The following is a 12,861-nucleotide window of genomic DNA, read 5'->3' on the forward strand; positions in this document are numbered from 1 at the left end:
GTTACGCAGCGAGCCTGGAGAGTGTCTAGGAAACCCGGGGCGATTCATCCCCACGATTTCGCTGCGAATCTGGGAAATGGGAGACAGCTTGATAGTGTAGCGGCAATCCTGATGCTCAAGCTCAGAGCTGTCACAGATCTCGGCCATCCACTTTTTGATATGACCAAGGAGAATTGCGGCGGTGTCATGCGCGTAGCGGAATTCAAGTCGCGCCTTTTTATCAGTCGGCACAATGCCCATGTCAGGCACAAGAATTTCGTGAGGAGAAAGCCACACCTGCTTTTCGTCATCCCACTGACTGAATGCCAACGCCCAGCGATTTTTGAGAGAGTTTTTCACCTCATCGCTAGCTTCAAAACCGTTACCGGCGTGAAGATCAATGAAGCTGGTGGCCTCAATCAATTGAGCTCTCGCGTACGGGCCGAGGCGATCATCGTGGACATAGATCCACTGCGCGCTATCGCGGAAGTCGTAGCCAAGAAGAGTGATTGCATGACCCCCCTTCAAGCAGACCGATTGCCCTACAGTGGCCCCGTTACCAGCCAGCAATTGTGCACGCGTTTCATCCGAAAGGCCGTCACCGTATTCCTCAAGGACAGAGAGACGTTCAGCTTCAGAAAGCGCGTCCTCTTCTGGCTCTGCCTCGCTAGCTTTAGCCTTTTGAGGCCCATAGACAAAGCCTGCGAGAATCACCGGTATGTCACTGTCAATGTGAGCACAGGCATAGCCTTGGAACCATTTCTTCGGTGTCTCAGTGAGTGTCGAAGAGTGATAACGCAGGCCCTCTACGTCCAGTGAACGTTGAATCTGCTTGTGCGTCAGATGCTTGTTTGGAAATCCATTGTTTGAGCCGTCAACAAAATTCAGTGCTGAGATCGTGATTTCGCTGCAAGAAGGGATGGTCTTGACGTTACGCCCAGGCAAAGCATGAAGGGCAGTCCAAATCGCAGTGGTCGCGCAGGCAGCCACAACCTTGTCCTGTTCTTGGAATGCAATGGATTCAACGGAAAGGTTGATGCCGAATAAATTGACGTCGTAGCGCTTAGAAATTTTCTTCTTGGTACCTGGGCCGGTACCGGAGTCACCTGCAGTTCGCAGGCAGGTCTTACCGATGAATGTCTTATTCAGGGGCTTGATCAGGACGAAGCCCAAGTAGTTGTCCTGCAGCCAACCCCGAGACACGTCCTGGCGCGCGCTATCGAGCATCATGCTGTCGAACGACTTGTGGTCAAGCTTGCAACTGAAGAAGTGAAGCCGGCCACATACCTCACCGTCGTTTCGGAACCGTTTGACGTAGTAGCGAGAGTAGTCCTCTAGGAAATCTCGATCCGTATACCGTGGCTCCAGGAGGATGGTCTTCGCGCCGAGCGAGCGGAGGTAGCCATAGAGATATTTCACCTGCTCCTTGTCAAAAATCTGCAGGTATTCATACCCGAAGCATTCGCGGATCAAGGCACTCAGCGTCTCGCGCTGAAATTCGGTTACGAGGTAAGGAGTCATTGTTCTTCGCGCAAAAAAAAGCAGCCGCTAGGGCTGCTTTAGGAAATAAAAAATTTACAGGCTGCAAGTACGAGCAAGCATCTCACTGTTAACAGCTTGGGCTCTGGCTTGGGCAGCAAGGATTTTGGTCATCAGAACGGTACGGGCTCGTGCCTTACGCAGGCGCTCCGCTTCCGTCGCACCCATCTGGCTCCTGGCCTTCTCATACAAAAGCTCAACGCTCATTTTCTATCCCCTTTTTCCACTTCCCGGTGGTCGCGGTCTCACATCGGAATACGCTACGCGGCCGAAGCGTGTATGACTCGCCATGGTTCGTGAGGCGGTGGATTATACGAATCCATCCAGATCGTCGTCAGCCCCCTTCTCAAGTGACCGACGAACGGCCTTTCCTCACTGCATCGACTCAATACCTGCGGTAACGTTCAACCTAAAGCACCATACCCCATGCAAGTGCTTCAGTAGATTCAGTACGGGTCACAGAAGCGGCTTGCCTCCGGTTTAGCATTTTTTGATCATCGTACTGCTTAAGTAAGCAGCAGCTTTTAGGCGATCAACCAGGCTGAAAAACAGGTTGTGAATCGAGTATGGCACAAAGGAATCACGTAACGAAATAGGTAGCTGTGACATGTCACACGTTTACTGACGCGTTTCGCGCATCGTTTTTCGCATCCGGTTCACCATTTTCTTTCGCGATTCGATGACGTAAATCGCCTCGGTGAGAGCCTAGCTCATGCTTTCGAATTCGCACTGCGATTCGTTTTTGCGCCGTGAGAAAATCAAGACGCTAGGCGAAGCGTACTTGCATTGCGCCATCATGCCGAGCAAAATCCGCGACCGAAACGGATTTCAGAAGGTAACCAGCGTGTCTCTCTCGGGAATTTTCAGCTCTGCTCATCAGCGCAGAAGCTTCCTACTCGCCAGCTGCGGATTGCTGCTCCTTTGCTTCCTGGCGATCGTGTGGATTGCCAATCGCCCTGATCAACCCCCTGCGCTCGTCGCTTTCAACAGCTTCCTGACCTCAGTCGTAGCTAGCGGCGCGTTCGCCATTCTCTCGACACTGTACATTTCGTTTTTCGTCGATCCGAATGAGGTGCAGAAAGCTGCCGTCGTTCTACCTCAAGACATTTCGCAGAACCTTGATCGAATCGTCGCGGACTCTGTCGACTACCAGATCAGCGTGCGCACGGGACGGCATTTCAGAGCGGATACGCTTCAAAAGCTTCTTGAGCAAGCCAAAAGACACCGGCAACCAATCCGTGTTGACGCCATTTTGCTGGATTTCAGAGACGCCTCCCTTTGTGAGCAGTACGTCCGGTTTCGGCAAAGCGCGACATTCGACAGTCGTCTGTGGGACGTTGAGTACGTTCAATCCGAGGTTTTGGCTACGATCCTCGCGATCGCACGCGCCAAGGCGGAATATCCGCTTCTGCTGAACGTACAGCTCTACCTAAGCAAGCGCCTGTCCACATTCCGTATCGAAGGCTCCTCTCAAGAGATCATCGTCACGCGTGAAGACCCGAAAGACTTTGCATACCGGTACCACCGATCTCATCGCGATTACGCAGCGTATGCGCATGAGCTAGGCCTGATCCGCACAGAAGCTTCAGCGATTGAAATAGCCATGGACGTGGCGCCTACCGAGGTTCTGCAAAAGATGTTCGGCCTGGGCACCATCCCTGCAAAAGTCATTGCAAAAGCAGAGGCAGCCGTAGGTGCAGGCTCCCCTTATGCATACTGACCTTAGCTTCCTCGATAGAGAGCATCTGACCACTACGCCCACGCACTCTATAAAGGAAGCACTGCGTATGTGGATCGCCGAGCGCAAACCACGGTGCCTGAAGCATCCGCATGGCTTCTATGTGATGCTGCTAAAGCGCTCAGTCGATGAGCAGTGGCGACTTCATCTGTGGCCCAACGGTCATCGAGAAATAACAGGAATGCCGGCGCGCATCCACCTGCACGACACTCACGTGAGTAGCCGGATTCTCACAGGCGCGCTGACGAACATCCAATACACAAGCACGCCGGTCACGTCAGACTGCCCCTCAGGTAAACCTGTGTATGAAGTCATCTATGATGGGAACCGATACGCTCAGAAAACAGCGAACACACTTCGCAAATCAGAGGTACGGGAAGCTGTAAGTGAAACCGATAGGCTCAATCTTGAAGTCGGAGACTTCTACTGCATTGAGCGCTACACCCTCCATGAGGCTCTGGTTCCCACAGATGTAGCTACGTGCACCTTGGTCTGTATGCACGAGCACGCAGATGGAATTGTTAAGCTGATGGGCGTAGACGGTTACCCTGACGAAATCTCGTTCCTTCGTACAGACCACGACGGATCAGTGTTTCTCGAATACCTTTGAGCGCGCCTACGCATCGACCCTCAACCAGAGGACTTGATCTCCGGCTAACAGGCTTCTACAGCAGGGTACAAGCAGGCCTTTTGGCTGCCCGCCGTAGCGCTGTCATTATGATGGCAATTGCTCTCGAATCAATGGCCATATGAGGTTGTGACTCATACTGGAAGCACCGGCTGGCTCGGCAAGCCAGCTGTTTCGGCGGCTACAGTTGGAATAAACGATCGTCCACTCACCACGTGCTCGCAGGCGTCGCCTGCCTTATGAATCGACCACCGTTAGGGGCTGAGGTCGGCCAGGGGTAAGCTGGTCAAGCCAGGAATTACCTAGCCCAAGCTTGGCTTTGCGTCATCGTCTTCACGCCGTGCCGGACAGGTATCACGCACGTGCGGGCCCTGTGGTGATCGACGACTGGGCGCTTTTTTAGCGTGAGAAGCCTCAACTGTCTGTCTATAATCCGCGCATGTTGAATCCAACCGAAATCCGCCCAATCCTCAAGCAGTGGGTCGCGAAAGCGATGTCCCATGAAGAGAGTGACGTCTTCATCGAGGAGCTGTGCTTCATCGATAAGGCCAGACGCGCCGATCTCGTTCATGCCAATGGGAAGCTAACCGCTTTTGAGATCAAGTCCCATGCCGACACCTTGACTCGCTGGGAGGGCCAGCAGCAGGCGTATATGGCGTGCTTTGACGAAGTCTGGCTATGCTGCCATTCAAAGCACTTGGTGAAGGCTCTTGAGTCATGTCTGCCGAATGTTGGCGTACTCGTCGTCGATGACTATTCCGGCATGGCGATGATTCGAAAGGCGAAGCCCAACAAGCTCCAGGATAAATTCCACCTTACGGGATTTTTGTGGCGTAGCGAGTTGGATGCACTCGCGAACCAGCATGGGGTGCCAACGAAAAGTCGCGACCTCATAAAAGAAGTGCGCCGCCAGCTCAGCGACGCCCTTCCCATGAATGTGATCAGGTCACATGTATTGGTCAGCCTGAAACAACGTTACCGTTAGAGTAAGTCATCGGCATCGAGGTCATCGAAGCCGTCAGTATCTACTATGGACTGGATCATGGCGCAGATATGCTGATTGATTCTGAATCCGTTCCATGTTCCGTTGTTCCCGTAGCCGGTAGATGTGGCGACAATTCTGCTGTACTCGCGAGTGGCCCAGCAAAAGTCGTCGCCGTGATAACCCGGCAAACCTCTAATCTCCTGGGCAATTTCGATGTACCGCACAAATTCCTTGTCCGAACCTTTGCGTCGTTGCCACCATTCCGTTGGCGTGTAATAGCAGGCAAAAGGAAGCACAGGCATGCCTCGTATGTATTCCATCGAGGCGGTTGGGTTGGTGGCGGCGTAATCCCCGTAGACAATATCCGACTCTATGCCACTGGTATCGACCCTTGCTTGCCACGCAACGTCGTAGCAGGCGGAGGAACGTGAGGTGTTTGAGGCCGGCTTATCGATAGGGAAGGAGGTGCTCATCAGAACCAGATTTCGTATCTGATAGCTGTTGAGTTGACGCAGGGATACATTGAAATCCGACCCCGAGGCAGTGTTGGCCGGAGCTGTGGCACCGAAGTCCAAAATCACCGTCGCGGTGTCCGGGTTTTCAAGAGCATCCAGGATTGACAGCAATCTGTTCCATGAAGTGGAAGTGGGGTTTTCCGGGCAGGTAACCCTGATAGCTATATGTGGGAAATCGCTCTGGAGAGCCAGTGCACTTTGGATGACTGCTCGTTGGGGGTCGTCATCAACCCAGGAAACCACTGGTATGACGTTCTGGTTGATGCCTGCCACATCGGAGAAAAATCGACGTTTGTTCTCAAACGCGCCATGAGGATTGTGCAGGTCGTTGGTAGTAATGAATTCTTCACCAACGTCCTTCGTTATTCTTGAAACGTCTAGGAAAAAAGGATCCCAGTCCAACTCGCTAGGAATGTTTGAAGGTGTCTGTCGTCGTCACCTCGCATGTCCAACAGCGGAGCCACGACTTCCCGCCTGTGGTCTTCCAGATTTATCAGCGCCTTAACGTCATTCTGACCAACTCGTAAACAAGCCACGTACTGCATCTTGCACTCCTTGCATGTTGTGAAAACCGGTTTCGCCGTAATGCTGAAGGCATGGCGAGTCACAGGCCCCGGCAATCAGCGAGCGTCGACATACGGAACATGTCGGTTTTGCCCACTGCCACTGGCCGACGTCATGCTCCCAGCGAGACGGCAGGTCGAGATTGGTAAGATAGCACTTGGCCACTCAATAGAAGCCTTAATGCGTTGTTTCTGGGATGTGGGGTGCGCGTATGTCCGATTAGTCTGTGGGTTACTCATAGTGGAGTTCACCAAACAGTCCGATCATGAGGTCACCATCCAGGATCTCAAAAGGCAGGGTGACGTACTGGTCAGGGTGCCGAGGTATGGCCTTTCCATCGTGTGGTGCATTCTTTGTGTGCCCTTGAACTTTTTCCCCGTTCTCCTTGATGTAGGGAAGCACGACGATCCGGCCATGGTTCCTGGATAGGATCGTGCCCTCGTGCCACAAGGTGTTTCCTTCATCGCTACTGGACTCGCCACCCGTGTTTTTCACCACCCACCGTGGTACCCCATCGTCCTCATACCAGAACACGAAGCCACCGCAGACCAGCACCCTCTGGCCGCGCATCCTTGCCTCGGCGAGCATTTGCTTGACGCTCGCTAACTGCAGCAACTGATTGGCTCGGGGCAGTAAGAGTGCGCGTATCTGCGCTTTGGTTCTTCCCCAGTGGTCGGCTCCCGAAAGACCAAACCCTTTGGCTGTCACTTCGCGCAGACAGATCTGCGAGCGTTTGGGAGACAAGGCTCCGATCTGTTCCCATGTCTGGTCATCGACACGGCGAAGGCACATGTTGAATCTCGGTATGGCGACTATTTCTAGGTAAGGCGCACGCTCAAGCTCCTCGTGGAGCGGTTGCAGCAAGCTCTCCATCGTATTGTGCAATTTCAGCTCTTGCGCGGGGAGCCGGGGCAGATTGGCGTTCCGCTTGATCGCCTCGCGCTCCATGAGCTCCTCTTCTCCCTGGATGCGGCGCGCCGCCGTCAGTGCTTTCTCGACTTTCAGGGTGGTTGAGCTCTGAAGCACAGGATCTGGTACCGCCTGAGCCACCAGTTCATTGGTGCGGCTGTTGAACTCGTCTGCCGCTTCCATGGCCTCCTCGTAGGAGGCGAAAACAGCCGCCCTCGCATGGCCACTGCCGTTATCGTAGAAGTAACGCTTCCAGGACAGCTGGGACTCGGGGAAGAGCTTTAGTGCTCGCAGCTGCCACGTCCATCCGATGCGGAATTGCCGGAACGGAAGAACTGCCAAGGTGGGCATTGAGTGGTATGGCATCTGATCTAGGCGCATCGATTCTCCCTGCTGTTTGCGTCTTAGCGTCTGCGGAAGCGCTGGAGCTGATCCTAGGGCGATTGATTTCCCCGACACCATGGATAGCACATTGCCAGGATGAGTCAATTTCTTGGCTAGAGGCCCCGTATTTCGGGGGCTTCAGGAGAAGATGAGCTTTGGAAAGGACTTTAGAAAACTGGTGGTTTATCCAGTATTAGGGGTTGCGCAGGTAATGTGCAAAAGCTATAATGCACATATACCAAGTTGCTTGGAAGGCATTACAAGTCAGCGTAATGTGCAGTAAAAGTGGGGGGTGAAGCTATTCGGCCTGCCGTACAACACCGCCGCGCTGGCCTTGCTCACACATATGCTGGCCCAGCAGTGCGACCTGATCCCTCACGAGATCATCGTCACCACCGGCGACACCCACGCGTACAGCAATCACATGGAACAGATCCGCACCCAGCTTGCGCGCACGCCGAAGAAGCTGCCGGAGCTGGTGATCAAGCGCAAACCGGCATCGATCTACGACTACAAGTTCGAAGACTTCGAAATCGTCGGTTACGACGCCGATCCAAGCATCAAGGCCGACGTGGCGATCTGATCAATGCCCATGGCTGCGCCCTACATGTGAGGGCTCAGCCTCGCTGGCCGCCACACTCCCGCTGACTTCCAGCCGCTGCAAGATCCCACACTCCGGTCCGCCACCACAGCGTTGGCGCAGGTCCAGCAATTGCTCCTGCAACGCCAACAGCCCATCGATCCGCGCTTTCACATGGTGGATATGCTCGTCGATCAACGCATTCACGTTTTCGCACTGGTCCTGTGGGCTGTCGCGCAAGCCCAGCAGGCTGCGGATTTCTTCCAGGGTCATGTCCAGGCTGCGACAGTTGCGGATAAACACCAGTCGCTCGGTGTGCGCCTGGGTGTACACGCGGTAGTTGGCGTCGGTGCGCGCCGGGGGCGGCAGCAGGCCTTCCTTCTCGTAGTAACGGATGGTTTCCACCGGGCAGTCGGTCAGTTTGGCCAGTTCGCCGATCTTCATCGCAGCAATCTCCAAATGGGTGCTTGACCCTATAGTGGCTACAGGGTCTTTACTTGGCAACAGGCACCTTTACGGACGCGACAGAATGAGCGATTCCATCCACACCCCGCATAAACACGAGCATGATCACGACCACGATCATGGCCCGAAAAAACTCACGCCTGTGCATGACCACGGCCACGGCGGCTCCTGCTGTTCCGGAACGCCGGCCCCGGCGTTGGTGCAACTGAGCGAGGCGCCCACCGCCGGCTCGCGGTTGAGCACCTTTCGCATCGAAGCCATGGACTGCCCCACCGAGCAGACGCTGATCCAGAACAAACTGGGCAAGCTGGCCGGCGTGCAGCAACTTGAGTTCAACCTGATCAACCGCATCCTCGGCGTCACCCATGACTTGCCAAGCACTGCGCCGATCATCGACGCCATCAAATCCCTTGGGATGCAGGCGGATCCCATCGAAGAAGGCACCCCAGCCGCTGAGCCTCCGGCCAAGAAACACTGGTGGCCGCTGGCGTTGTCCGGCGTGGGTGCGTTGGGGGCCGAAGTGCTGCACTTCAGCGGCGTCGCGCCCACCTGGGTGATCGCGTTGGTGGCGCTGGTGTCAATCCTCAGCGGCGGCCTCACCACGTACAAAAAGGGCTGGATTGCCCTGAAAAACCTCAACCTGAACATCAATGCCTTGATGAGCATTGCCGTGACCGGTGCGATCCTGATCGGGCAATGGCCGGAAGCCGCCATGGTGATGTTCCTGTTCACCGTGGCCGAGTTGATCGAAGCCAAGTCCCTGGACCGTGCGCGCAATGCCATCAGCGGCTTGATGCAGATGACGCCGGAGCAGGCCACGGTGCAGCAGGCCGATGGTTCGTGGGCTGAACAGGAAGTCAAAAGCATTGAATTAGGTGCAATCGTGCGGGTAAAGCCCGGGGAGCGCATCGGCCTGGACGGTGAAGTCACCGCCGGCCAATCCACCATCGACCAGGCACCGATCACCGGTGAAAGCCTGCCGATTGAGAAAACCGTGGGCGATAAAGTCTTCGCCGGCACCATCAACCAGGCCGGCTCCCTGGAATACAAAGTCACCGCCGCGGCCAACAACTCCACCCTGGCGCGCATCATTCACGCGGTGGAACAGGCCCAAGGCGCCCGCGCGCCGACCCAGCGCTTTGTCGACAGCTTCTCGAAAATCTACACCCCGGCGGTGTTTCTGTTTGCCCTCGGCGTGGCGCTGATTCCGCCGCTGTTCATGGCGGGCGCCTGGTTTGACTGGATCTACCGCGCCCTGGTGCTGTTGGTAGTGGCGTGCCCGTGTGCGCTGGTGATTTCCACCCCGGTGACCATCGTCAGCGGCCTCGCGGCGGCGGCGCGCAAAGGCATCTTGATCAAGGGTGGCGTGTACCTGGAGGGTGGTTACAAGCTCGACTACCTGGCCCTCGACAAGACCGGCACCATCACTCACGGCAAGCCGGTGCAAACTGATTACCTGGCGCTGTTCCCCAATGTTGCAGACAGCGCGCCAGCCTTGGCCGCCAGTCTGGCTGGACGTTCCGATCACCCGGTGTCGTTGGCGATTGCTAACGCGGCTGTGGATAAGAACCTGCCCACCCATGTTGTGGATAACTTCGAGGCCCTGGCCGGTCGAGGCGTGCGTGGCGACATCAACGGCGAAACCTACCACCTGGGCAATCACCGCTTGGTGGAAGACCTGGGCCTGTGCTCGCCGGAGCTTGAAGAAAAACTCTTCGCCCTGGAAAAGCAGGGCAAGTCCGTGGTGCTGCTGCTCGACAAGTCCGGCCCGCTGGCGCTGTTCGCCGTGGCCGACACGGTCAAGGACAGCAGCCGCGAAGCCATCCAACAACTGCACGCGTTGGGCATCAAGACGCTGATGCTCACCGGCGACAACACCCACACCGCCCAGGCGATTGCCGCCCAGGTTGGCATCGACCAGGCTCAGGGTGACCTGTTGCCGACCGACAAACTGCAAGCCATCGAAACCCTCTATGACCAAGGCCACCGCGTGGGTATGGTCGGCGACGGCATCAATGACGCCCCGGCGTTGGCCCGTGCCGAGATCGGTTTTGCCATGGCCGCAGCGGGCACCGACACTGCCATCGAGACCGCCGACGTGGCGCTGATGGACGATGATTTGCGCAAGATTCCGGCATTCATTCGTCTGTCGCGGCAAACGTCGAGTATCCTCAAGCAGAACATCGCCCTGGCGTTGGTGATCAAGGCGATTTTCCTGGCGGTCACCTTCCTGGGCTTGGCCACCATGTGGATGGCGGTGTTCGCCGACATGGGCGTGAGCCTGCTGGTGGTGTTCAATGGCCTGCGCCTGTTGCGCAAATAGAGATGAGAGGGTGGTGTGCTGAGTGCCGAGCTGAAGGCTTTTTTCATGGTCGCCCGCCTGGGCAGCATCACCCAGGCGGCGAAAAAACTCGGCCTGAGCCAACCCACGGTCACCACCCAGATCCGTAACCTCGAAAGCCAGTACGGCGTCGAGCTGTTCTACCGCGGCGGTCGCCGCCTCACCGTCAGCGACGAAGGTGCGCGCCTGCTACCGATGGTCAAGGCGCTGTTGCAGCAAGAAGCGGACATCGAGTTTTTCCTGCGCAACAATGGCCAGGTCCAGGGCGCATTGAGGATTGCCGCCACGGCGCCTTACTACATCCTCGACCTGGTCAAAGCCTTTCGCGAACGCCTGCCGCAAGTGGAGGTGTCGGTGGAAATCGGCAACTCCCAGCAGGTGCTCGAAGCGCTGGATGATTACCGCGTCGACGTCGCCGCCTCCTCGCAACTGCTGGAAGACCCGCGCCTGATTCGTCGTGTGCTGGGCACCGACCCGCTGGTGCTGGCGGTGCATCGCAACCATCCCCTGGCCAAGCTGGATCACGTGCCGCAGAGCGCTTTGGCCGGGCACACCCTGCTGATGCGTGAAGCGGGTTCAACCACGCGACGCCTCACCGAAGAACTCCTGCAAAGCGCCAACGTGAGCTACGGCCCGTTGCTGGAAATCGGCAGCCGCGAGTCGATCCGTGAGGCGGTGCTGCGCAACATCGGCATCAGCATCATTGCGCGTCAGGAAGTGCCACACGATCCACAATTGCGCGTGCTGACTTTCGAGAATGCGCCGCAGATTCCGGAGTATTTGTACTGCCTCAAGGAACGAAAAGGCGCACGGTTGCCGGCGGCATTTCTGGGGTTGGCGCAGGAAATGTCACCGCTCTAACGGTCGAGCACTATCTCTGTGGTGAGCGGGCTTGCCCCGCGCTGGGCTGCGAAGCGGCCCTAAAACCAGGCCCTCAGTTCTACCAGGAGAAATGCGGTGGCCTTATTAGGGCTGCTCCGCAGCCCAACGCGGGGCAAGCCCGCTCGCCACAACAAGCCCGCTCGCCACACAGAAACCGCTCACCACAAGGGTGTCCGCGTCCTACCCAAATCCACCAATACCACTATCACCGCGTTTTGCCTTTCTGCCACATGAGGGACGCATTGCCTGCCTAGCATGGGCTTCATCAGTTCGATGAGGTGCCTTGCATGAACACAGCCCTGACCCAACCCGGCGCGCCGATGAAAGTGCGCGGTATCCAGAAACGCTTCGGCGCTTTTACTGCGCTGGATAACGTCTCCCTGGACGTCGCTGCCGGCGAGCTGGTGTGCCTGCTGGGCCCGTCCGGTTGCGGCAAGACCACTTTGCTGCGCTGCATCGCTGGCCTGGAGCGCCAGGACAGCGGCGAACTGTACCTGGGCAGCCGTGATGTTTCCCTGCTGCCGCCCCAGGCGCGGGACTACGGCATTCTGTTTCAGTCCTACGCGTTGTTCCCCAATCTGACTGTCGAAGCGAATATCGGCTACGGCCTCACCGGCAGCGGTCGCGATGAAGTGCGCAAGCGCGTCGGGCAGATGCTGGAATTGGTCGGCCTGGTCGGCAGTGAAAAGAAATACCCCGGCCAACTCTCCGGTGGCCAGCAACAACGTGTCGCCCTGGCCCGTGCTTTGGCGCCTGCACCTTCGTTGTTGTTGCTGGATGAACCGATGTCGGCCCTCGACGCCCGCGTCCGTGAGCATCTGTGCACCGAGCTGCGCCAACTGCAACGCCGCCTGGGCATCACCACGTTGATGGTCACCCACAACCAGGACGAAGCCATGCTGATGGCCGACCGCATCGCCGTGATGAACAACGGCAAGGTCGAGCAATACGCCACGCCCCAGGAAATCTACGACCGCCCGGCCACGCCGTTTGTGGCGGAGTTTGTTGGCCAGGGCAACTGGCTGCCGTTCAGCCGCAACAGTGCCAGCCATGCCCAGGTCGGTGGGATGAACATGCGCCTGGCCGACGATGCCGGCGTGGCCAAGTCCGGCCGCTTGTTCTGTCGCCCGGAGGCGATCAGCGTCAACCCGCCGGTGCATGAAGAAAACCTGTTCCCGGCCAAAGTCCGCGAGATCACTTTCCTCGGCAATCGCTGCCGTATGAGTTTCGAGTTGGAGCAATTGCCCGGCCATGCACTGCTGGCCGAGTTGGCCCCGGAAGCCATGCCGCGCCTGGGCGCCCAGGACATCTGGGTGGCCTTGCCGCCGCGCAGCCTGCAGGTGTTTGCCTGA

9 protein-coding genes and 2 pseudogenes are annotated in these 12,861 nt (G+C 57.1%); 7 read left to right on the forward strand and 4 right to left on the reverse strand.

Features of this window, described 5'->3' with window-relative positions; all coding sequences use genetic code 11:
* Positions 1-1,500: pseudogene (locus H096_RS04470) on the reverse strand (hypothetical protein); the annotation flags it as partial.
* A 730-nt stretch (positions 1,501-2,230) separates the two neighbouring features.
* Between H096_RS04470 and H096_RS04475 the strand changes: the two are divergent.
* From H096_RS04475 to H096_RS04485, 3 genes are all read left to right on the forward strand, one after another.
* Positions 2,231-3,238: a hypothetical protein gene (locus H096_RS04475; RefSeq protein ID WP_033897010.1), complete on the forward strand. Its 1,008-nt coding sequence runs from the start codon at positions 2,231-2,233 to the stop codon at positions 3,236-3,238.
* 67 nt (positions 3,239-3,305) lie between these two features.
* Positions 3,306-3,866, forward strand: coding sequence for a hypothetical protein (locus H096_RS04480; protein ID WP_033897011.1), 561 nt, complete (start codon positions 3,306-3,308; stop codon positions 3,864-3,866).
* Between the two features lie 457 nt (positions 3,867-4,323).
* Positions 4,324-4,869, forward strand: a complete 546-nt coding sequence (locus tag H096_RS04485; RefSeq protein WP_033897012.1) for a sce7726 family protein — start codon at positions 4,324-4,326, stop codon at positions 4,867-4,869.
* On the opposite strand, the gene H096_RS04490 is transcribed toward H096_RS04485, so the two are convergent.
* Positions 4,866-5,786, reverse strand: a complete 921-nt coding sequence (locus H096_RS04490) for a hypothetical protein (protein ID WP_191982992.1) — start codon at positions 5,784-5,786, stop codon at positions 4,866-4,868. The two genes, H096_RS04485 and H096_RS04490, sit on opposite strands and share 4 nt — an antisense overlap.
* Positions 5,787-6,179: 393 nt before the next feature.
* Positions 6,180-7,238: a hypothetical protein gene (locus tag H096_RS04495; protein WP_033897013.1), complete on the reverse strand. Its 1,059-nt coding sequence runs from the start codon at positions 7,236-7,238 to the stop codon at positions 6,180-6,182.
* A gap of 307 nt (positions 7,239-7,545) precedes the next feature.
* Here H096_RS04495 and thyA point away from each other — a divergent pair.
* A pseudogene (thyA, locus tag H096_RS04500) lies at positions 7,546-7,824 on the forward strand (thymidylate synthase); the annotation flags it as partial.
* Here thyA and cadR read toward each other — a convergent pair.
* Complete coding sequence (cadR, locus tag H096_RS04505; protein ID WP_016979028.1) at positions 7,825-8,265, reverse strand: Cd(II)/Pb(II)-responsive transcriptional regulator; 441 nt, start codon at positions 8,263-8,265, stop codon at positions 7,825-7,827.
* 85 nt (positions 8,266-8,350) lie between these two features.
* On the opposite strand from cadR, the gene H096_RS04510 reads away from it, so the two are divergent.
* The 3 genes from H096_RS04510 (at position 8,351) to H096_RS04520 (ending at position 12,861) form a co-directional block, all read left to right on the forward strand.
* On the forward strand, positions 8,351-10,609 hold the full coding sequence (locus tag H096_RS04510; protein ID WP_033897014.1) for a heavy metal translocating P-type ATPase: 2,259 nt from the start codon (positions 8,351-8,353) through the stop codon (positions 10,607-10,609).
* Positions 10,610-10,624: 15 nt separating this feature from the next.
* On the forward strand, positions 10,625-11,488 hold the full coding sequence (locus tag H096_RS04515) for a LysR family transcriptional regulator (protein WP_033897015.1): 864 nt from the start codon (positions 10,625-10,627) through the stop codon (positions 11,486-11,488).
* Between the two features lie 308 nt (positions 11,489-11,796).
* Entirely contained in the window at positions 11,797-12,861 is a 1,065-nt protein-coding gene (locus H096_RS04520) for a putative 2-aminoethylphosphonate ABC transporter ATP-binding protein (protein ID WP_033897017.1), read from the forward strand.

Origin of the sequence: Pseudomonas sp. FH1 (assembly GCF_000510895.2) — a bacterium.
In the GTDB taxonomy this organism is placed as follows: Bacteria; Pseudomonadota; Gammaproteobacteria; order Pseudomonadales; family Pseudomonadaceae; genus Aquipseudomonas; species Aquipseudomonas azotoformans_A.

What these genes read in the sequence shown, in the direction of transcription:
- cadR (WP_016979028.1), bottom strand. Translation starts at nt 8,265, where the DNA reads ATGAAGATCGGCGAACTGGCCAAACTGACCGACTGCCCGGTGGAAACC.
- H096_RS04480 (WP_033897011.1), top strand. Translation starts at nt 3,306, where the DNA reads ATGTGGATCGCCGAGCGCAAACCACGGTGCCTGAAGCATCCGCATGGC.
- H096_RS04520 (WP_033897017.1), top strand. Translation starts at nt 11,797, where the DNA reads ATGAACACAGCCCTGACCCAACCCGGCGCGCCGATGAAAGTGCGCGGT.
- H096_RS04495 (WP_033897013.1), bottom strand. Translation starts at nt 7,238, where the DNA reads ATGCGCCTAGATCAGATGCCATACCACTCAATGCCCACCTTGGCAGTT.
- H096_RS04485 (WP_033897012.1), top strand. Translation starts at nt 4,324, where the DNA reads ATGTTGAATCCAACCGAAATCCGCCCAATCCTCAAGCAGTGGGTCGCG.
- H096_RS04510 (WP_033897014.1), top strand. Translation starts at nt 8,351, where the DNA reads ATGAGCGATTCCATCCACACCCCGCATAAACACGAGCATGATCACGAC.
- H096_RS04475 (WP_033897010.1), top strand. Translation starts at nt 2,231, where the DNA reads ATGCTTTCGAATTCGCACTGCGATTCGTTTTTGCGCCGTGAGAAAATC.